The organism is Anabaena sp. WFMT, from assembly GCF_051781005.1.
GTDB lineage: Bacteria > Cyanobacteriota > Cyanobacteriia > Cyanobacteriales > Nostocaceae > Anabaena.
In genome coordinates this window covers 198,876-220,163 of record NZ_JBPWOA010000032.1, presented here as the reverse complement: position 1 = coordinate 220,163, position 21,288 = coordinate 198,876, and the positions used below count along the sequence as shown (strand labels likewise).

The 21,288-nt window shown below is 37.5% G+C and carries 21 protein-coding genes; 3 read left to right on the top strand and 18 right to left on the bottom strand.

All coding sequences use genetic code 11. The annotated features are described in order from the left end of the window. Positions 1 to 33: 33 nt before the first annotated feature. The gene (locus tag ACSQ6I_RS21185) at positions 34 to 531 is read right to left on the bottom strand and encodes a bifunctional nuclease family protein (RefSeq protein WP_015213953.1); all 498 of its coding nucleotides are present in this window, start codon (positions 529 to 531) and stop codon (positions 34 to 36) included. Between the two features lie 344 nt (positions 532 to 875). Between ACSQ6I_RS21185 and ACSQ6I_RS21180 the strand changes: the two genes are divergently transcribed. Beyond that, positions 876 to 1,532 (top strand): riboflavin synthase, encoded by a 657-nt coding sequence (locus ACSQ6I_RS21180; RefSeq protein ID WP_438892254.1) that lies wholly within the window; start codon positions 876 to 878, stop codon positions 1,530 to 1,532. 124 nt (positions 1,533 to 1,656) lie between these two features. Here ACSQ6I_RS21180 and ACSQ6I_RS21175 read toward each other — a convergent pair whose 3' ends face one another. Continuing rightward, on the bottom strand, positions 1,657 to 3,318 hold the full coding sequence (locus tag ACSQ6I_RS21175) for a peptidoglycan DD-metalloendopeptidase family protein (protein WP_438892253.1): 1,662 nt from the start codon (positions 3,316 to 3,318) through the stop codon (positions 1,657 to 1,659). A gap of 38 nt (positions 3,319 to 3,356) precedes the next feature. Then, the gene (locus ACSQ6I_RS21170) at positions 3,357 to 4,181 is read right to left on the bottom strand and encodes a biotin--[acetyl-CoA-carboxylase] ligase (RefSeq protein ID WP_438892252.1); all 825 of its coding nucleotides are present in this window, start codon (positions 4,179 to 4,181) and stop codon (positions 3,357 to 3,359) included. Between the two features lie 65 nt (positions 4,182 to 4,246). Here ACSQ6I_RS21170 and pgeF point away from each other — a divergent pair, with 65 nt between their 5' ends. Together pgeF and ACSQ6I_RS21160 are read left to right on the top strand one after the other, a co-directional pair. Further along, complete coding sequence (pgeF, locus tag ACSQ6I_RS21165) at positions 4,247 to 5,041, top strand: peptidoglycan editing factor PgeF (protein ID WP_438892251.1); 795 nt, start codon at positions 4,247 to 4,249, stop codon at positions 5,039 to 5,041. Between the two features lie 143 nt (positions 5,042 to 5,184). Further along, complete coding sequence (locus ACSQ6I_RS21160; RefSeq protein WP_438892250.1) at positions 5,185 to 7,023, top strand: c-type heme family protein; 1,839 nt, start codon at positions 5,185 to 5,187, stop codon at positions 7,021 to 7,023. A gap of 348 nt (positions 7,024 to 7,371) precedes the next feature. Here the strand turns inward: ACSQ6I_RS21160 and ACSQ6I_RS21155 are convergent, their stop codons facing one another. The 15 genes from ACSQ6I_RS21155 to ACSQ6I_RS21085 all read right to left on the bottom strand — a co-directional run bounded on the left by ACSQ6I_RS21155 (position 7,372) and on the right by ACSQ6I_RS21085 (position 21,082). Further along, positions 7,372 to 8,805: a bifunctional orotidine-5'-phosphate decarboxylase/orotate phosphoribosyltransferase gene (locus ACSQ6I_RS21155; RefSeq protein ID WP_438892249.1), complete on the bottom strand. Its 1,434-nt coding sequence runs from the start codon at positions 8,803 to 8,805 to the stop codon at positions 7,372 to 7,374. Positions 8,806 to 8,907: 102 nt separating this feature from the next. Beyond that, positions 8,908 to 9,648 carry a molybdopterin-dependent oxidoreductase gene (locus tag ACSQ6I_RS21150; protein WP_438892248.1) on the bottom strand — a complete coding sequence of 247 codons (741 nt, stop codon included), beginning with the start codon at positions 9,646 to 9,648 and terminating at the stop codon, positions 8,908 to 8,910. A gap of 22 nt (positions 9,649 to 9,670) precedes the next feature. After that, positions 9,671 to 10,264, bottom strand: a complete 594-nt coding sequence (locus ACSQ6I_RS21145; protein WP_438892330.1) for a cytochrome b/b6 domain-containing protein — start codon at positions 10,262 to 10,264, stop codon at positions 9,671 to 9,673. A gap of 300 nt (positions 10,265 to 10,564) precedes the next feature. Then, complete coding sequence (gene hypB, locus ACSQ6I_RS21140) at positions 10,565 to 11,362, bottom strand: hydrogenase nickel incorporation protein HypB (protein WP_438892247.1); 798 nt, start codon at positions 11,360 to 11,362, stop codon at positions 10,565 to 10,567. Then, the gene (gene hypA, locus ACSQ6I_RS21135) at positions 11,353 to 11,694 is read right to left on the bottom strand and encodes a hydrogenase maturation nickel metallochaperone HypA (protein ID WP_438892246.1); all 342 of its coding nucleotides are present in this window, start codon (positions 11,692 to 11,694) and stop codon (positions 11,353 to 11,355) included. Before hypA ends, hypB begins: the two co-directional genes overlap by 10 nt. Positions 11,695 to 11,748: 54 nt before the next feature. Next, positions 11,749 to 12,852 (bottom strand): hydrogenase expression/formation protein HypE, encoded by a 1,104-nt coding sequence (gene hypE, locus ACSQ6I_RS21130; protein WP_438892245.1) that lies wholly within the window; start codon positions 12,850 to 12,852, stop codon positions 11,749 to 11,751. A 142-nt stretch (positions 12,853 to 12,994) separates the two neighbouring features. Next, complete coding sequence (locus tag ACSQ6I_RS21125; protein ID WP_015213941.1) at positions 12,995 to 13,210, bottom strand: tautomerase family protein; 216 nt, start codon at positions 13,208 to 13,210, stop codon at positions 12,995 to 12,997. A 28-nt stretch (positions 13,211 to 13,238) separates the two neighbouring features. Next, on the bottom strand, positions 13,239 to 14,408 hold the full coding sequence (hypD, locus tag ACSQ6I_RS21120) for a hydrogenase formation protein HypD (RefSeq protein WP_438892244.1): 1,170 nt from the start codon (positions 14,406 to 14,408) through the stop codon (positions 13,239 to 13,241). Positions 14,409 to 14,441: 33 nt separating this feature from the next. Continuing rightward, positions 14,442 to 14,690: a HypC/HybG/HupF family hydrogenase formation chaperone gene (locus ACSQ6I_RS21115; RefSeq protein ID WP_438892243.1), complete on the bottom strand. Its 249-nt coding sequence runs from the start codon at positions 14,688 to 14,690 to the stop codon at positions 14,442 to 14,444. A 59-nt stretch (positions 14,691 to 14,749) separates the two neighbouring features. After that, a complete protein-coding gene (hypF, locus tag ACSQ6I_RS21110; RefSeq protein WP_438892242.1) occupies positions 14,750 to 17,101 on the bottom strand; it encodes a carbamoyltransferase HypF in 2,352 nt (783 codons plus the stop codon). A gap of 47 nt (positions 17,102 to 17,148) precedes the next feature. Further along, complete coding sequence (locus ACSQ6I_RS21105; protein WP_438892241.1) at positions 17,149 to 18,306, bottom strand: hypothetical protein; 1,158 nt, start codon at positions 18,304 to 18,306, stop codon at positions 17,149 to 17,151. A 134-nt stretch (positions 18,307 to 18,440) separates the two neighbouring features. Beyond that, on the bottom strand, positions 18,441 to 19,283 hold the full coding sequence (locus ACSQ6I_RS21100; protein ID WP_438892240.1) for a NifU family protein: 843 nt from the start codon (positions 19,281 to 19,283) through the stop codon (positions 18,441 to 18,443). 308 nt (positions 19,284 to 19,591) lie between these two features. Continuing rightward, positions 19,592 to 19,816, bottom strand: coding sequence for a hypothetical protein (locus tag ACSQ6I_RS21095; protein WP_438892239.1), 225 nt, complete (start codon positions 19,814 to 19,816; stop codon positions 19,592 to 19,594). An 8-nt stretch (positions 19,817 to 19,824) separates the two neighbouring features. Further along, on the bottom strand, positions 19,825 to 20,088 hold the full coding sequence (locus ACSQ6I_RS21090) for a hypothetical protein (protein WP_438892238.1): 264 nt from the start codon (positions 20,086 to 20,088) through the stop codon (positions 19,825 to 19,827). A gap of 13 nt (positions 20,089 to 20,101) precedes the next feature. Further along, positions 20,102 to 21,082 (bottom strand): hypothetical protein, encoded by a 981-nt coding sequence (locus ACSQ6I_RS21085; protein ID WP_438892237.1) that lies wholly within the window; start codon positions 21,080 to 21,082, stop codon positions 20,102 to 20,104. Positions 21,083 to 21,288 lie beyond the last annotated feature (206 nt).

The following is a 21,288-nucleotide window of genomic DNA, read 5'->3' as shown; positions in this document are numbered from 1 at the left end:
TTTTTTCCTAGTTCCCATTCCCCTAACTATTTATTAACTGTCACTATTATCAAATCGTTTAATCAAATCTTCAGGACGAAGATTGGAAATGAATTCGCGGAAAGCTTGCTGTTCAGCTTCATCAGCATCTCGATCAACGGGGATAGAAGCATCAGCTACTACCTCTTCCATAACCCAGATAGGAGTATTTGTACGGAGGGCAATTGCGATCGCATCACTAGGACGAGCATCAATTTCTTTTTTGACCTCACCTTGCTGCACAATCAAAGCAGCGTAAAATGTATCCTTTTGCAAAGAATGAATAATCACCTTTTCTAAGGTCATATTCCAGACTTCCAAAATATTCACAATTAGGTCATGGGTTAGAGGTCTAGGTGGTTTTTGATGCTCCATAGCACCCATAATAGCCCTGGCCTGTTCTTGACCTATATAAATTGGTAAAGCCCGACGATCTGAGCCATCTTTCAGTAATACAATCGGGCTGCGGGTTATGGCATCTAATGCTATACCAGCGACTTTCATTTCAATCATTGGCTAACCCTCAAAAATTCTTTAAGTGCTTGAGTGCTATGTGGAAAATAATACCCTTGATTGGGTTTTTCTGAAACCGAAGTAAACATAGGGCTTTTCTTCTCTATAATTGCTTCTATTAAACTCCGAACTTGTAGTGAACACCAGAGTAAGCCAAATTGCTCTCCCAAAAGAATAATCTTCTTACCCAAGTATGCCTTGAGATTGATGTGAATGTGTTAATGTTCATCTACCAAAAAAAGATGCCAGAAATTATATTCAAAGTTTTTACATTTTTTGGCAGAATTATTAGTTAATTTCCGCCAAAATTAAGCAATAAATAGAATTAGTTTGGCAGAAAAACCGTGTTTACAGGATTAATTCAAGGATTAGGTAAAATCAAACCCTTAGAGAACGATTTTTGGCAGATTACTTTTGTCAGCAAGTCAGATACAATTTTGGCTGATTTGACTTATGGCGATAGTGTAGCGGTAGATGGCATATGTCTGACAGTCGAAGAAATTTTAAAAGACGGCTTTATTGCCACTGCTTCACCAGAAACCCTAGGCCGCACAACTTTAGGTAGAGAAGAAACCCAAGCCAGATATGTCAACATAGAAACGTCGCTGCGAGTGGGGGGTAAAGTCGGCGGTCATTTCGTAATGGGTCATGTAGACGGGATTGGTGAATTAATCTCGGCAGAACAAACAGCTAGTTCTTGGGAAATGACCTTTGCGGCATCAGCTGAGTGCGATCGCTATATCGTCCCCAAAGGTAGCATCGCTGTTAATGGCATCAGCCTCACCATAGCTGCTTATGAACCCCAACACTCCCAATTTACAGTAGCAGTGATTCCTGTAACCTATGCCGAAACTAATCTCAACTATTTAGTTCCTGGCAGTTATGTGAATCTGGAAGGAGATATTCTCGGTAAATACGTTGAAAAATTCCTCTCTCCGGGTCAAAAACACCATCAAGAGGATGTTACACCTGCATTTTTAGCAGAACACGGGTATTTATAGGAGTCAGGAGTCAGGAGTCAGGAGTCAGGAGTCAGGAGTTCAGAAGTTCAGAAGTTTATTTTCCCCTGCTCCCTGCTCCCTGCTCCCTGCTCCCCTTCGACTACGCTCAGGGCAAGCCTGCCTCCTATTGAGGAACTTGCGCTGTCCGTGTGTTTTGCAGCAAGTTGTTGAGACCGGCTTGTAGTTTTACACCTGGGTCAACAGCAACCCAACCATTTTGGGTCATGTGGCGGACTTCAAAGTGCAGGTGGGGGCCTGTAGAGTTGCCCGTGCTACCAACCCGGCCAATGACAGTTCCTGGTTCTACCCATTGACCGGGAGTAACCAAGATTTCTGACATATGGGCGTAGAGACTTTGTTGAGCAGAACTGTGATTAATGGTTACTGCTAAACCATAACCACCCATCCAATTAGCAGTCTCAACTTGACCTTTCGCAGCTGCTAAAATTGGTGTTCCTGTAGGCGCACCTATGTCTGTACCAGCGTGGAAACGTCTATCCCCTGTAATTGGATGAACGCGCCAGCCAAACAAAGAAGTAATAGGCGCAGCAACAGACAAGGGGAACATCACTCCTGAACCGCCACGATAGGCAAGGGTACTATTGTAAGAAACCTGTGGTAAAACCGATGCCAGTGCAAAGTCATAAGAGACAGTACTGGGGCGGGGTGCAACCTTACCTTCAGCCATTGGTGCGGGTAAAGTCCCAAAACTGGGAGCTATAGGAGTAGCACTTACGGTTGTAGTACTACTAAATTCACTGGGCTGAGGAATAAACCGATTAGGACGATATGCAGTCTTTGTCTGAGTGCTATTACTACTTTTGGGAGTCACCCAATTTTTATTATTCACAGCACTAGCAACAGTCTCAACTACACTCTGGGTTTTTTGGCTAGACTCAGTGGCTACTCGCTGGACGGTAGGCGCTTTTTCTAAACTAGCGGTTTCACTTTTTTTGATCCAATTGGGTGCTGATTTTTTAGGGGAATCAGCTACGCGGGGAGTGTCAGTTGCTTTTTTGCCGCAAGCACCAGCAGCAATTTCTCTCTCTGAAAAAACGGCTCGACAGCCACCAGCTCGTTCTGTAACGACTACAGAACTGGGTGCTTCATAGTTACCAGTTGCAGTACCGTTGTAATCTGTAGGATCAATGTAGGAGTTATTGTAATCCTTGTTTTTTCTCGCCGTTGTGCCGTTATTTGCTGGTTTAGCAACTTCTGCGGCTTTTTCAGGTGCTGAGTTTGAGTTGGCAGGAATCTGAGGTTTTTCAGCCTGTGACCTTTCAACTTTGGGTTGAGAAGTTCTAACGTTGACTCTCGGTTCAGAACTTTCAACTTTGGGTTTAGAGGTTCTAACGGTGACTCTCGGTTCAGAATTTTCAACTTTGGGTTTAGAAGTTCTAATGATGACTGCCGGTTCAGAATTCTCTACTTTAGGTTGAGCAATTCTGACTGGCTTTGTTGGTTGGGAAACATTTTCCTGGGTGAGTTTTTTTCTGAGTCTAACTCGGCGTTCTGCAAAATCGGGTTGTGAACGCACTTCTGACACAGGAGTATCTTTTTTTACGGGTTCTGCAACTGCGATTGGTTGAGAACTTTCAATAGTTGGAACAATGTTATCTACTGATGTTTCTGTTTGGGCAAGAACGAAGCCACTACTAAGGAGGCTAACGCTGCTTAAAAAACAGAGACTCCGTGCTGATAATTTAGACGCAAAGCGTCGTTTTGTTAAACCTTGAGTCCGCAAATAATCCAAGCGGTTATGGGCAGATTTATGGCGCTGCGTCATTTGTTCTCTCAGTTGTGTGTAATTTAAGTCTAAAAAAGTTAAACAGAAGTTTTGCAATAACCCAAGCTAATTGTACCGGGTTCGACAGAAATTTCTGGTGTTATCAGTTCCTGCGTATTATATCCAGCCATTTTTAAGCGGAGATTTCCTTGGGGTGTTACCCCTACTACAGTGCCTAAAAGATTATTCACATAGACTTCATCACCCATGTTTGTAAGTAAATCAACATAACGAGACAAAAGTATGTTTATTCCTTCGATGGTAAGACACTCTAGACCGGATTCTATTCCCAGTAAAACTGTGGAGGCGAGAATTTCTAGAGAAGGAATGGGTCGAAAATTCTGGGAACCTTGCCACAATTCTAAATTGATGCCGGTTTGGGGTACTGGGTTAGCCCAGTTAATGCCAACACCAATTACAGCTTGGGTAATTTGTCCTTTGTGGATTTTTGTCTCCGTTAAAATGCCGCCTAGTTTGCGACCATCTAATACTAAATCATTCGGCCATTTTATCCCCACTCTCACATCACACTTTTGTAATTGGGCTGCAATTCCCCAGGCGGTAGCCAAAGTTAATTGGTAGCTTTCAGTAGCTTCTAGTTTAGGAGTAATGGCAACCGAGAGATATAGACCGCCAGAAGGAGATAGCCACTGTCTTCCCCATTGTCCCTTACCAGCGGTTTGTTGAGTGGCTATAACTACACATCCTGGTTTTGCTCCTTGCTTGAGCAGGTTCCACGCAGTTTGATTAGTTGAGGTTAAGCTGTCAAAAATATGTAGAGAAAATGGTAAATATGAATGTTCTCGCTCTGCTTTCAGAGTATTTACCAGAAGTTGCTGATTAAATTCCACAGCTGTTCCCATAAATCCCGTTGTTCACGTTAGCATTGATTGGCAGTTTTTAATTTTTTGTTTAGGTGAGGTTGAAGATGCACACTTGGCACTGGCACAATTGGGAAGGTCTACCTTACCTCACTTGTAATTTGTTAGAACCTTGGCCTCACGGTTTTTTTACCCAGCAGTTTTGGCCTCGTCCGCCACATGAGTTAACAAAAGTACTGCAACCGCAGGCTTTAGCTTATCGTTTACAACAGGTACATGGCAATACTGTTTTAACCCCTCAAGAGGTAGATGAACAGTTACAAAATAGTGATGATCTGGCTTTGGCAGATGGTTTAATTAGTGAGCAAGCTTTACAAGCAATTTGGGTAGCGAGTGCTGATTGTACACCTGTGTTGATTGGGGATATTAAAATCGGACAGGTAGCGGCTTTACACGCTGGTTGGCGGGGTACAGCTGCGAAGATTGTCCCCCAAGCGATCGCTCGTATGCAATCCCAAGGCAGTGAATTAGCTGATTTGCGAATTGCGATGGGGCCAGCGATTGCCGGCGAAGTCTACCAAGTTTCCGTGGAAGTGGCTGCGGAAATTGGAAGCACCATTTTACCACATAATGATCAGCAAAACATAGTTGCTGTTTTACACGATTTACCTGATTCACCTTTATTTGCAGATCCAGAACCAGGCAAGGTGCGTTTAGATGTGCGTCGAATTAATGCTTTACAGTTGGAGCAATTGGGTATTAGTGGAGAACAAATTGCGATCGCTCCCTATTGTACCTATCAAACTCCAGAACATTTCTTTTCTTACCGTCGGGAAAAAGAAAAAAAGGTGCAATGGTCAGGAATTGTCAGTTTATCTGAATCTGCTATCTACATTAATTGATATGTTACCGTTGTATTACTAGGTAACGGTAGCATTCCTACTTGATTGGCGAAAACTTTAGTATGATAGGCAACACTCATCTAAAATAATCATTAATATTTTCACAAATAATTAGGAATAGCTATATTTATTTTTGTGAAAAAATGCGATACAAAAAAGTTGAAGAAATGCCAACTCAGGTGTTTACACCTATTAAACAATCTCAGCTAAAAATTTCCATTAAATTTAAGTTCACAGTAGCAGTAATTATATCATTAATAATTGTCATGGGAGTTGGGGTCTGGAACTTAAACAGACTCCAAGCAATGGCTTTTAAGCAAGAAGCCCGAATTCGCAGTGAATTAGTATTAAATTTTGGGCAAGCCAGTCGAAATTATGTCATCAAACAACTAGCACCAGCTGTAGAAAAGCATACACCAGAAATGATTCTTGAAGCCAAATCTAATGCTTTTGCCACTCGTGCTATTTTTGAACTATTTAATGAACAACTACCTGAATATATTTATAAACAACCTGCTTTAAATCCCATGAATCTTGCTGATAAAGCAGATAAATTTGAGATAGATATTATTAATTACTTTCAAGAACATCAAAATATCAACGAAAAAACTGGATATACAAACAATGAAAATCAAGAATTCTTTTATGTAGCACAACCAATTAAAATGGAAACCAGCTGCTTAGAATGTCATGGCAGACCAGAAAATGCACCTCAAGCCATTCTGGATGAATATGGTACAAGAAACGGTTTTAATTGGCCTGTTGGCGATATCATCAGTGCGCTAATGATTTATGTTCCTACTAAAGATTTACGCACTAATCAAGCTTCCATGCTTCAGGCTGTTTTAGGTATATTTATAGGTTTAACCATTGTACTTATCAGTCTCATATATTTTTTATTTGATAAATTAGTAGGCAAAAGAATTTCTCAAGTTTCTCAAGTGATGAGTCAAGCTGCTTTAAATCCTGGAGTTACGGTCAGGATTGAGAACAAGGGCAGTGATGAACTGGCAATGATGGGAAAAATATTTAATCACATGGCTGATTCCCTTGATGATGTTTATTCTAATTTAGAACAAAAAGTAGCAGAAAGAACCTCAGAATTAGAGCAAACATTGCAAGAATTAAAAATTACCCAAACTCAATTAATCCAAACCGAAAAAATGTCAAGTTTGGGACAACTAGTAGCAGGTATTGCTCATGAAATTAATAATCCACTCAGCTTTATTGATGGCAATATTAATCATGCTAGGAATTATACAAATGATTTATTAAAACTTATAGAGCTTTTTCAGCAAACATATCCTCAAGCAGATTCTAAAATTCAAGAACATATTGATAAAATTGAATTAGCTTTTTTATCTGAAGATTTACCCAAGTTATTTAGTTCAATGAAAATAGGGAGCGACCGCATTACCGAAATAGTGCTAAATTTGCGGAATTTCTCTCGGTTAGACGAAGCTGAAATGAAATCTGTCAACCTTCATGAAGGAATTGAAAGCAGTCTAGTAATTTTGCAACATCGTTTGAAAGCTAATGCAGATCATCCTACAATTGAAGTGATTCAAAATTATGGAGATTTACCTTTAGTTGAATGTTATCCAGGACAACTCAATCAAGTATTTATGAATTTGCTCAATAATGCCATAGATGCTCTTATCTATCGCTTAGAGAATAATACCATCAAAGATGGAAAAGAGACAAATTTTACTCCCCAGATTTTGATTCATACAGAAATAGAAAATGCTGAATCTGTAAGGATAAATATTACCGATAATGGATCTGGTATGACTGAGAAGGTAGTATCACAAATATTCAATCCTTTCTTTACAACAAAACCCATTGGTAAAGGAACAGGTTTGGGACTATCTATTAGTTATAAAATTATTGTAGAAAGACATCGAGGATCGATTTGGTGCGAATCACAGCTAGGAGAGGGAACAACTTTCTGTATTCAGATTCCCGTTAGACAAATTCATTAGAAATAAGAGTGAGAAATAATGCAGAGACATTCCATATATAGAATTCCTATAGCATATTTAAGACCATTATCAAATCATAGATTTAGTGGTTTTAAATTAATCGTGGGTATGAATCCTCCACTAATTAATTCTGAATCCTGGCTACTAACTCTTGACCGAAAAAAATTTTAGATTTTAGATTTTGGATTTTAGATTGAATTCAAATTCTAAAATCTAAAAATAAGGTTTCAAGCCTCTCCATTTATGGAGAAAAATACAAATGTTTTTCGCTTTCAAGCCTCTTTTTTAAAGGAGAGGATAATCCAAAATCGTCAATCCAAAATCCAAAATTGATTGACTCCTTCTTAATTAACTTTCTTGAAAAGCTAAAAATTGATCATCATTTATTCTTCCTGCTTGGTGCAGAGTGGTGACAATTTCTGAAATAGTTAAAACAGAATGAGCGCAATAACCATTTTGGCTTAACCTATCTTTTACCCCTTGTTCATGGTCAATAAATACAACAATATCATTAACCTTTAATCCCGCAGATATTAACTTTTCTGCACCTTCCATCACGCTTTTACCACTGATGAGAATATCATCAACTACCGCAACTGTTTCACCAGGATAGAAGTTACCTTCAATAACCTTACGTGTTCCATGTGCTTTTACCTCTTTTCGAGGAAAAATCATCGGACAATGAAGACGCAAAGATAAACCAGTTGCTGTCGGTAAAGAACCATAAGGAATCCCAGCTAATCTATCAAAAGTGAGATTTTTTAAAATTTCTTCATAAGCACTAAGTACTTGATTAAAAACTTGAGGATTAGAAATAATTTTCCGTAAATCAATGTAATAAGGAAAAGTCGCGCCTGAAGCCTGAACAAATTCCCCAAACATAATGCAGCCAATATCATAAAGTTGTAAAATCAAATCTTGATGTGGCTGTTTATCTTTTACCGAAATATCAGGTAACCACACCTCACAAGTAGAAGCATCATGGATAATTTCACTTCTAAATTGATTAATTTCCGTGCGTAATAATTGAATTTGTTGAGATAAATCAGCTTGACCCAACATATCTTGAGGAACCGGAATTAGTAAACCATCAGCATTACCATTTAACCCTGCGGCTAAGATTTTCTTCAGATTACCTTCCTCAGCCCAAATACTACGTGCCATAATAATTCTTTCGGGAGCAATTGACCGAATAGATTTGAGAATATCAGCATCTGTGGTTCCTACTTCCAAGCCTAATTGTTCTGGTGTCCCCCAGGTTTTTGATTCCTGTACTACCTGCAAATAAAAGGGTGATTTGTGATGAGGAAATTGCTGTAAAATTGCTGCACCTGGGTTAGAAGTACAACACAAAATAAATACCGCTTGATCAGGATAAACTAAAAATGGTGCGACATGATCCTGTCCAGTATAAGGACTAAGAGTAATAGCATCTACCCGCCATTCTGTAAATACAGTTTTAGCAAAAATACTACTCGTATTTAAATCACTATGTTTAGCATCTAAAATAATAGGAATGTGCGTAGGGATAGATGCTAAAGTTTTGAATAAAAGTTCTAAACCAGGCACACCCAAAGCTTCATAAAATCCTAAAGTTGGTTTATAAGCACAGACAAACTCAGCCGTTTCTGCAATTATAAATTGTAACCAATTTGTCAAACCTGCAATAATATCTGAAGATTGATAACGGGCAGGTATCATTTCTGGATTTGGATCAAGTCCTACAAATAGTAAGCTTTGATTTTGGGAAATATTCGTATTTAATTTATCAAAAAAGTTCATGTTTATTTAAATTTCCAAATTAAATGCTATTAATAAATACAGCAGAATACAGGAGTCAGGAGTGTGGTATAGCTTTGTGATAAAACTTTGTACCTCATGTATCTACAATCCTGCAAACCATTCATAACCTTGATCTTCCCAGTAACCTTTAAAAGCTGATAAATAGCGAGTCAGTGTAATTCGCGTTACCCATTTACTCTGTTTATAACCGAGTTTAATTGGGGAAGCCAGACGCAAAGGTGCGCCATTTTCTACAGGCAATTTTTCACCATTTTTTTGATAAGCTAACAAAGTTTGAGGGTGTGTAGCTGAAGCTATATCCCAACTTTCATAATAACCATCTGCTGATTCAAAAAAAGCATACTTAACATTTGCCTGGGGTTGGGCTAGGGCAATAATATCACGTAAGCGTATACCTCCCCATTGTACGATCGCAGCCCACCCTTCTACACAAACATGACGAATAATCATGGAGGTGAGAGGTAAAGCCTGAATTTCTGCCATACTGAGGCTGAGGGGATGATTGACATCACCATCAATAATTAAACGAAATTTATCTTGATCAATAATTGGTGTATTGCGAAAAGTATTAATTATTAAAGCTTCTGGTTCAATGAGACTTGCAGAAAATTCTGGTACAAGTTTTTGGGGTTGAAAAATGAATTCTTCAACTTTTTGGTTCAGAGGTTCAGAAAGCTTACCGACTAAATCTTCAAATGCAGGTGTACCACAGCCACCCATAAACAATCCCATACTAGAAATACCTGAAATTTGTAAAAATTTTCGCCGTGTTAATTGAGGTTTAATTAGATGAATTAAGTCTTTATTTTTATCAAAATTCATGGTTTTATTACAATGATATAATTTACCAAAACATAGATTCAGTCAGCTTTTCTCCTCCTGCTTTCTGTCCTAAAAGCCAATGGATAATTACAAATATTACCACCAATGGTACAGATGCAAAATGAACAATTCTTAATGCTTGCCAATTGCCAAAACTATCGACTATCCAAGGAAATTGAGCAGGTTTATACATCCCAATTCCTGTAAATATCGCCAGGAGTAATATAGGAATAATAGCGGTATAGGCGATACGATGCCAAGCATAAATGAGACGTTGAGAATTTTGAGTTTTTTGTAATGCTTTGATGTCATTAACTCCCACAAAGCGATGTCGCCAACGCCGAGTTATAAAAATGTAGATTCCATAACCTAAAAGATTAAGAGAAAATAGCCACATAGCAGCAAAATGCCAGTGTCTACCTCCTGCTAACCAAGCACCTAAAGTAAAAAGAGGTGGAATATGTAAACCTGCACGTCCACCAAAAACGGGGTTAGCATTATAAATTTGTAGTCCGCTAGTAAGCATGAGGAAGAGACTAATGATATTCAGAGAGTGAAATATCTTAGCAGCTATAGCTTGGGTTGGTAATTTGCGAGGTTTGGTAGGATTATTCATATATGGCAGGGAACAGGAAAGTGGCAACAATGTTAGAATACAACAACCTGTATCTTCATTATACTTATCCACAAATCAAATTCCTTATTTAGCCAACTTATTCAACAAATCGGAAATAAATCTCCTGAAGCGGATCTGATGAAATTTCTAGAAAAGCCTATTCCATAATTCCTATTTTTCCATACTCACCTAACCAAACATCAATTTCTCCTATTTGGCTATAATTAGTAAATGTCTAGGTTTTTCATCTTTTAATAATTTTCGGACAATTACTAATTAAGGTAATTAAGGATTAGAACATTAAAGATTGAAATTAAACAAAAATTCGTACCACTCATCTAAACCCACACCAGTAGTAGCGGAAACCTGGAAAATCTGCATTTGTGGATTTACCTGTTTTGCATATTCAACGCAGCGTTGTACATCAAACTGGAGATATGGTAATAAATCAATTTTCGTGAGAATCATGACTTGACTAGCGCGGAACATATGGGGATATTTAATTGGTTTATCCTCACCTTCCGTCACCGATAAAATTACAACCTTAGCCTGTTCTCCTAAATCAAATAAAGCCGGACAAACCAAATTTCCGACATTTTCAATCATCACCACAGAGTCTAATGGTGGATTGAGTTGTTGTAAACCCCTTTCTATCATTGATGCATCTAAATGACAGCCTGTTCCTGTGTTGATTTGTACAACTTTACAGCCTGTTGATTTGATTTTTTCAGCATCATTTGTAGTTTCTTGGTCGCCTTCAATGACACTAATAGTTAATTTATCTTTTAAATCATTAATAGTGCGAGTTAATAAAGTAGTTTTTCCCGCACCTGGAGAACTCATTAAATTTAAAGCGAGAATATTTCTACCTTTAAACCAACCGCGATTTTGGGCAGCTAATAAGTTATTTTTACCTAAAATTTCTTGTTCTAAAGATATTGTTGTATTATGAACCTGGGCATGGATATTTGCAGGTTGTTCATGGTGATGTGTATGAGTTATTACAGTTCCATCTGGTAGAGTATGGGTATGATGTTCATGTTCTAAATTAGTTATTTTTGCTTCTTTATCATCAGAACAGCCACAAGTTACACACATAATTCCTCCACTTCAATTTCTTTAATTTTTAATTCTTCACCATTTATTATCTCTATTTGTAGACTACCACATTCACAAATTCCAAATGGTTTATCTACATAAAAAGTTTTACCACATTGGCGACATTTAGCCATGCCTGGCATTTCTAATATTTCTAATATTGCACCTTCTATTATTGTATCTTTAGCGCAAATATCAAAACAAAATTTAATCGCATCTGGCATAATTGCGGAGAGTTGACCAATTTCTAATAATACTCTTTGGACTTTTTTACCTTGGGCATTTTCTCTAACTATGGCGATGATGTTTTGGGTTATTCCTAGTTCATGCATAGGTTTATGATTTTATTTCACGCAGAGACGCAGAGGGCGCAGAGAGGAGGATTTTTAACAGATTCGTGGGAGTTGGTCGCCTACTAGCATATCAACTATTCTTTCTGCACCAAAGGCGGTTTTTAATAGAACTATTCCTGGTGGTGTGGGGATAATTTCACCAATTATAGCTGCTTGTTTTCCGGCTGGGTGAGTTTTCATTGTTGATAAAATTGCGTCTGCTTTTTCTTGGGGTGCTACTATTACTAGTTTTCCTTCATTGGCTAAATATAAGGGATCTAAACCAAGTATTTCACACACTCCATTTACTTGTTCTCTAATGGGTATGGAGTTTTCATTCAGGCGAATTCCGACGTTTGCGGTGAGGGCAAATTCATTTAATACTGTGGCTAAACCTCCTCTAGTTGCATCTCGCATGGCATGAATATTTGGACAAGTCTTGAGAATAGTGGCGACTAAATCATGTAATGCTTGACAGTCACTTTCTATATCACAATCTAATGCTAATTCTCCTCTAGCAATTAAAATTGCTGTGCCATGATTTCCTATTTCACCGTTAACAATAACGATATCTCCAGGTTGAATATTACGGGCAGAAATATCAATACCTGTAGGAATAATACCAATTCCCGCAGTGTTAATAAATAGTTTATCGGCACAACCACGATTGACAACTTTGGTGTCACCAGTGACAATTTGTACTCCTGCTTTTTGCGCTGCTGCTTGCATACTCCTAGCAACACGACGCAATGTTTCTACTGGTAAACCTTCTTCTAAAATCACACTACAGGTAAGATATAAAGGTTTTGCACCACTTACAGCTAAATCATTAATAGTACCATTTATTGCTAATTCTCCTATGTCAGAACCAGGAAAAAACAAGGGATCTACAACATAAGAGTCTGTAGTAAAAGCAAGTCTATCTCCATGTTGTAAAAGATTGGCTAAATTAAAAGTAGCTTGGTCTTCTAATTGGGAAAGAATGGGATTATCAAAGCTTTTAACAAATACATCATCTATTAAATCACGCATGGCTTTACCACCACTACCATGTGCGAGATTAATATGGGTATCTCTTACTTTACCTTGACGACGGCGGACTTGTTCGATTTTTGCAAAGAGAGGATTTGGCGATTCTTGATTGTTATAAATTGTCATCTTTAACTTTTTGTTAATTACTTCTAAAAAATAAATTCTTTTCTTTCTTTGCGTCTACCCTGCGGGGTCTCTAAGAGAGATTGCGCGAATATTGATATAGCTGTAGTTGGTGCGTCACGCGACTGCTAACGCACCCTACAAATTATCTACCTGTTTCTTCGTGTCTACCAGTGTGTTTATCTGAATGCAAAACTCCACCAACTGCCCAATTATCTCGTTCAAATTCATCAATATGAACTGTTATCCACTCAGGCTTTGTGCCTAAAGCAGAAACTAAAGCATCAGTTACAGCTTGGACTAATTTCCGCTTCTTTTCTATCGAGTGACCTTTACCAATTTGGACAGTAACAAATGGCATATAAACTTTCCTCGAATTTTACAAATATCTAGCCCAGAGGAACACTACAAGCAGGGAGAGGTTCTTGAATTAAGCTAACTTTCGTTTTTTTGGCAATGGTAGAAAGTCGCCCATATTTATAGTATGCTGCACAAGCACCTTCTGAAGAAACCATGCAGGTTCCAATTGGTGTTTCGGGTGTGCAAGCTGTTCCGAATACTTTACATTGCCAAGGTTTTAAAACTCCTTTGAGAATTTCTCCGCATTGACAAGCTTTATGATCTGCAACTTTTAAGTTGGGAATTATAAATTTAATTTCGGCATCAAATTGAGCATATTCTTCGCGTATTTTTAAACCGGAATTGGGTATTTCTCCTAAGCCTCTCCATTCAAAGGTTTCACGGACGGTAAAAACCTGATTCATGGCTTGTAATGCGTTTTTATTTCCAGCTGGTTCTACTAAGCGATTATATTGATTTTCAACTTGACAACGATTTTCTACTATTTGTTTTAATAACATCCAAATTGATTGGAATATGTCTAATGGTTCAAAACCAGAAATGACGATTGGTTTATGATATTTTTGGGAGATAAATTCATAAGGTTCAGTACCTATTACCATACTGACATGACCAGGGCCAACAAAGCCATCAAGTTGTAAGTCGGGGTTATCTAATAATGCTTGTAGGGCTGGGATAACGAGAACATGATTAGAAAACATACTAAAATTAGTTATGTTTTCGGCTGCTGCTTGGAGAATGGTGAAAGCAGTACTTGGTGCGGTGGTTTCAAAGCCTAAACCAAAGAAGACTATTTCTTTATTTGGGTTTTCTTGGGCGATTTTGAGGCTATCGAGGGGGGAGTACACCATGCGAATGTCGGCACCCTGTGCTTTAGCTTGTAGCAGGCTAGTGGTGGAACCAGGAACGCGCATGGCATCGCCAAAGGTTGTGAAAATAATGTGAGGATTTTGGCTAAGTGCGATCGCATCATCTATTCTACCTTTAGGCATAACGCAGACTGGACAGCCAGGCCCGTGAATGAGTTCAACGTTATCGGGTAATATTTCTTCTATTCCATATTTAAAAATAGAATGGGTATGTCCACCACATACTTCCATTATTTTGATGTGTTTATCTATTTTTTGACTGAGTTTTTCGATTTCTTTTTGTAAGGCTTGGGCTTTTTCTGGATTGCGAAATTCATCTACATATTTCATATTTTTATTTCTCACGCAAAGGAAGAGAAGATTTTAAGTATAAGATTGAGCTATTTCTTGCAATAGTTTTAATGTTTCTGCGGCTTCTTGTTCGTTGATTCTGTTCATTGCAAAACCAACATGAACTAATACCCAGTCTCCTATACAAGCTTCTGGGGGGTGTTGTTCGTCAACTATACAAGCTATGTTTATTTGGCGTTTTACTCCTCCGATATTGACTATGGCTAGTTTATGTTCGGGGTTGCTTATTTCTGTTATTTGTCCGGGTATTCCTAAACACATTTTGATTTTCCTTTTTTGAAGATTTATCTCACGCAGAGGCGCAGAGACAACAGAGGTTTTTATGTTACTTGTTTTAAGTATTTAGCAGCAGCTATAACAGCTTGTCCTAGTGATAATCCGCCATCATTTGCAGGTACTATGCTATGAGTGAGGACGTTTATTTCTGATTTTTCTAATTGCATTTTTACCTGTTTTAATAAAATTCGATTTTGAAATACTCCCCCTGTTAATGCTACTTGGTAAAATTCATGTTTTTGTCTAATTTGTTTAACCATTTTTACCACTGTAATAGCTAAACTTTTATGAAATTTAGCGGCTATTTCTGATGAGGAGATGTGCTGGTTTATATCATTGAGTATTTCTCGCCATATTGAAGATGTATCTATATAATAGATATTATCTGATTTTTCAAATTTAAAGGTATAGTTTAGAGTTTCTTCATCATTGTTTAATATGTTAACATCAGCTATTGCTTCCATTTCTATGGCTGCTTGTCCTTCATAGCTAGATTCTTCTCGACAAATACCTATTGCTGCTGCAACTCCATCAAATAGTCTCCCTACTGATGATGTTAAGGGCGAGTTAATACCTTTTTCTATAATTTGGTTAAGTAGTTTAGGGTTTTTATTTTCTATAAATTTTATTATTTCTAAATTCCCATATTTTTGTTTTATTTCTTCCCAAGTAAATGCTGATATCAATTGGCTATAGGTGTTACGCCAAGGTTGATAAATTGCCTGTTTTCCTCCTATTATTGCCACTGATTTAAATGTAGCTAGGCGTTGAAATTGGCGATAGTCTGCTAATAAAAATTCTCCCCCCCAAAGTGTGCCATCTTCACCATACCCTAATCCATCAAATGCTATTCCTAAGACTGGTTTGGAGTCTAAAGGAATATTATTTTCTGCCATACAAGCTGCTACATGGGCATGATGATGTTGAATTTGATCAAGTGGAATTTGGTTAGCTATTGCTAGTTCTTTCCCTAATTTTGCAGATAGGTATTCTGGATGTTTATCAATAGCAATTATTTCTGGTTTATGTGCAAATAAGTTTAAATATAAATTCAATGTTTCTTGATAAGCATTAAAAGCAGCAGCGTTTTCTAAATCGCCTAAATGCTGTGAAAGTATGGCTTCATTTGCTCGTAATAAGCAAAAGGTATTTTTTAACTCGCTACCCATTGCTAAAATTGGCGGTACGTTTTCAAATCCAGGTGGTAAAATAATTGCTGCTGGTGCATATCCCCTCGCACGTCTTAGGGTTTGGATTTTATTATCAATAACTTTCACAACAGAATCATCGACTCTGTTAACAATGTCTCGATTATGTAAAATAAAATAATCAGCTATTTTAGATAATTTATCTTTTGCATCTTCATTACTTATACACTGCGGTTCATCAGAAATATTCCCGCTAGTCAATACTATTGGTACTTTCATTCTTCGGAGAATTAAATGATGCAAGGGAGTATAAGGTAACATAAAACCAAGAGTATTTTGTCCTGGTGCTATAGAAAAAGGTAACTTTTGATTATCCTTAATATTTAGTAAAACAATAGGTGCAGATGGGCTTGTTAATAATTCTTTTTCTAAATCATTAATATAGCAATATTCATAAATAATATTAATATCTCTCGCCATTAAAGCAAAAGGTTTATGATAACGTTGTTTACGACTTCTAAGTTTTTGAACTGCATTCTCTAAAGTTGCATCACAAGCTAAATGAAACCCACCTAAACCCTTAATAGCGACAATTTCACCCTTTTGTAATAAAGTGCAAACAGCATCCACATCATCTAACATAGAGAACATATCAGAAATGATAGGTTTCCCGTCAGCCCTTTCTAACCATGCACGAGGTCCACAAACATGACAGGCTATAGGTTGGGCATGAAAACGACGATTTTCCACATTTTGATATTCTTTTTCACACTCTCCACAAATCGGAAACTTCACCATACTAGTGTTATTTCTATCGTAAGGAATAGCGCGAATAATACTCAAACGTGGACCACAATGAGTACAGTTTGTAAACGGATAACGAAAATAACGACTAAAAGGATCAAAAATCTCTTTTTGACATTGAAAACAAGTCGCAGCGTCAGGAGAAATTTCGGTTTTCACCACACTATTAACACTGCGAGAAATCACAAAATCATCAAAATCAAACTTTCCTAAATACGGACTTCTAATGACCTCATTAATTCTTGCCAAAGGAGGACATTCTTTATATAGCTTTTCTACAAATTCCGTTATTACTTCCTCACTACCAGAAACACGAATTAAAACACCTTCCCCATCATTACAAACATCACCCTTTAACCCACAAATCTTAGCCAAACGATAAACAGTAGGACGAAAACCGACACCTTGCACAGTACCACAAACCCTAATTTCTTCTAATGCCATTTTTCCTCCTTTGTATCTTTCTTCCTTTGCGCCTTTGCGTGAGATAATTAAACTCTCCAAATCAAAACGCGATTATTTCCAGAATCAGAAATTACTGCATTTTGACCACAAACTTTAATTCCATAACACCAATTTAAACTTTGTCTTGTGGGAAGTCCAAAATTACGATTTTCGCTTTTACTGATAAAACTATCTTGTCCAATCACCACATCAGCATTCGCACCATGTAATAATAAAATAGATTCTGGTTTCTTCCATCCTAGCAAACGAGAATTAGCCGTATCTGCAACTATTAACCAATCTCCTGCTACATCTACCCCATAGGGCATACTTAAACTACTACCACTAGGGAAATATACCCCTTGATTCAATTCCACAAAATTGAAGTTTTTTTGTCCTAAAACAACCGCACAAGGGGCATTATTTTCTATTGGTATTCCTTCCCAAATCATCACCCGGTTATTACCTGCATCAGTGACAACTAAATTATCTTCCCAAAGGGTGATATCATGACACCAACGCATACTAGAAGCAGTGGGAGAACCACCTCCATTTTCATTGCGAGATATCATGTCTGGTTGTCCCAAAACTATATCCGCAGGTTGACCATTTTCTGTGGGTAAATTATTCCAAATTAATAAACGTCGATTTCCAGTATCGGCTACAAATAGCTGACCTTGGTGATAGAAAACCCCATAAGGCCAATGTAAAGTATTACCCCCAGGTTGTTGACTTCCTCGGTTTGGTTCGTTCTCAGTAAAGTTAGCTTGTCCTAACACCAAATCTGCGGGAATATTACTATCTTCTGGTACATTATGCCAAATTAAAATACGATGGTTCCAAGCATCTGCAACGGCTAAACCATTACCACATTTACAAAGTATTGTCGGAACACTAAAAGTTGCTTTTCCTGGTATACCTTTAGCGTTTTGTCCTTCATGATAAAAGTCTGGTTGTCCTATTACCCAGTCAGCAGGTTGATGATCTTGTGTGGGTAAATTTCGCCAACCTAATAAACGGTGATGTCCTGTATCTGAAACCCATAAGGGACCAGTTGATGAGAATAAACAAGCTGCACGGGGTCCAAACATTGTTGTTGGAGTAGGTGCAAGAGGAATTACTAATTGTTCTGGTGTGGTGATGTTTCCTAAAATTACTTCTGCACCTTGGAGTGAAATTGGGGATTTGAAATTATTAATAATCATTTTTTAAAATGATAGGATTATTTAACACAATACGGTTTAGTATCAAGACATTGTTGGGTTGCGCTGTCGCTTAACCCAACCTACAATTTTTCTCTTCCCTGAACTGTATTGTTATTTAATACAGAAATAAAAATTTATTTTTGGTTAGAATTTGGTACTTTGATATAAACTTTATCACCTTTAATTTTTACTGGATATGAATGGAGAGAGATATCAGGTGTAGTTAAACATTTTCCTGTTTTTAAATCATATTGAAATTCATGTGCTGAACAGGTAATAATCCCTTTTGCTACCTTTCCTTTATCTAAAGGATAACCTAAGTGACTACAAGAGTTACGATAACAAGTAATATTTTCTCCTTGACGATTTAAAATTACATCTTGATTAGCAATACGAACTGATAAAACACTAGATTTATTGATTTGGTCTACAGTTGCAACTCTCACCCAATAAGAATCTGTAGGTAAGGGGAATGGACTATTGAAATTAGTTTCAGTTACATTAGGACTACCATGAACAGCAATTACTTTATTAATTTCTGGACAATATTTTTTAATTACTTGTTCCACTCCTTGGGTTAAGGTTAAGGTTGAAGATGGGCAACTACTACAACTACCTATTAATTTAACTTCAACTGTATCTGGTGGTTTAATGGCTACTAATTCGATATCTCCATTATGGCTTTTTAAACCTGGACGCACTTCTGCAAGGGCTGTTTGAATTCGTTCTGCAAGTGGAGGTTTTACTAATTCGTGATATAGCAAAACTGCATACACAATTTCATCAGATACGGCATCGCGTAAACCTGACATATTATCTTGCTTTAGGCTTTTGATTAAATTTGTTAAAGCTGCTTTATGTAAGGCTTCAATTGCTCTTTTTAGTCCTACAGCTACACATCTTTGGCTTTCATCCCATTCGGCAATAATAGCTTCAAAGCGGTTAATGTCTTCTACTAGTTCTTCAAGTTTATTCATTGGTTATTTTTATCACTGATTTAACGGATTTAATGATTTCACAGAATTAAGGATTCTTTATCACTGATTTAACAATAAAATAAATTTTCTAGTAAGAATTCAGGAGTCAGGAGAAAGAAGGAAAGAAGGAAAGAAGGAAGAAGAATATTTTTCTCTTCTGTTCCCTGTTCCCTCCTATATCAAACATTCTGTATTCTGAATCCTTACATTTTCTATATAATGCTTATATTATTCAATCCCATAGATAAATAAATCTGTAGGGATTGATAGTTTTGAAGTTGGCATTTTGAATTTCCCACAGGAAAGACTTATTTCATTTTGAAGTCTTTGAGAAGAAAGGGGGTAATTATACCTGTTATTAAGCTAGATACAGTTATAGGTATACATAGAGGAATTTCTGCCTGTGCTAATAAGACTAATATTAGTGTACCTATGGTACTAGCAATGATGATTTGACCTAGAAAATTTACGGGGTCACGTAATAGTTTACCTTTGAAAAATAATTTAATGGAAAACCAGCTAAGTTCTAACATAAATCCTCCTAATAATTAGCTAAAAAGTGCAGCACTAATAATCCTAAAATGAGGACGGGAATCACGCCAGCAGGTGCAAATAAACTGCCAATAGTAGCAGCAAATTTATATCCTAAATCTTTACCAGCTAAAATCATGCCGCCAATAGCACCACCAATCATTGAGATGATGACAGCAATGATTAACCAAGCGAATGCGGTAGTCAGATTGATATCTGTATTTAAACTATGTAAAAAATCCCTGAGGGGTAAACTGTCGATCATGTCTGTCATGTTTGCTATCCTTTTACTTGACAAGTGTGGCTTGTATTTCTGATGCTATTTCTTGTAGGGTTGTAGCAATTATTTCTGCTTGTTCTAGCTGTTGATGTTCTGTAAATATTTGCCAAGCTTGTTGATAATAGCTTTGGGCTTGTAAGAGATTTTGCTGATTACCTAATTCTGGCTTTTCTGGGTTGTCGGGTAAGTTGAAGAGAGCGTTAGCTTTGTTAGAAATTGTGTTAGCATATTCTACGGGTGTATCGTGATAATTACGCACTTTTAAAGCTTCGTTGTAAGCGGAAATAGCCCGCAAGTTGTTTTCTACAGGATGAGAACTCACTAAATATTGCAAAGCATTACCTAAGTTGTTTTGCAACATTGCATATTCCCTGGGGTGGTCAATGAGGTTAATATGTTTGAGGGCGACTTCAAAGGACTGGACAGCAAGACCTTGACGCAGATATTCCCGTTCTGATGCCATTGGCATAGAAAGATATGCGATCGCTATATTGTTATATAAAATCGCGTATTCTTGTGGGTATTCTTGCCACGTAAACACCCGCAAAGCCTCATGATAAGCTTGGATGCTGTCGGTTATCCGTGCTAAATTATAGGGAACTAGCGACTGTAAAACTAACCCCAAATTCATCTGCACTTCTGCCACTTCCACCGGCGCAGCTAACTGTTGTAAAATGGGTAAAGCTTCCTCATAGCCTATTTTTGCTTGCTGTAGCAGTTCAGTCCCCGTATCAGGAATCATCTGTAGAGTCCCCGACATACCCACTTGGGCGCGGGCTTTCAGTAATGGGTAATTGTCACCACACATATCATAGGCACGATAAAATAAACCCACTGCATTTCGCAAGTCTTGGGCAGTTTTCGGCTTTTTTTGGAAGCCTTGCGCCATTGAAATCAGCATTTGAATTTTTTCTTCTTCTGTAGCTGATTCCGAAGCAATGGCTATAATAGCCGCTTTGACGGCTGAATCTGTAATACTAGGGTTCATAATCGGCGTACTTTAGCCAGTTGGGGAATTGAGTCATCAACGCCCACACACATAGATGCGGGGCTATAAACTAAGCCGATTTACGCAGGTTTTGAGTCAACAGATTCCCCAATTTCAGACCATTTTCACGAATTAAGAAGGTGAAAAACAGAGAAGCTAAAATTTCAATTAACGAGTATTTTTACCCAAAAATATCAATGTATGCT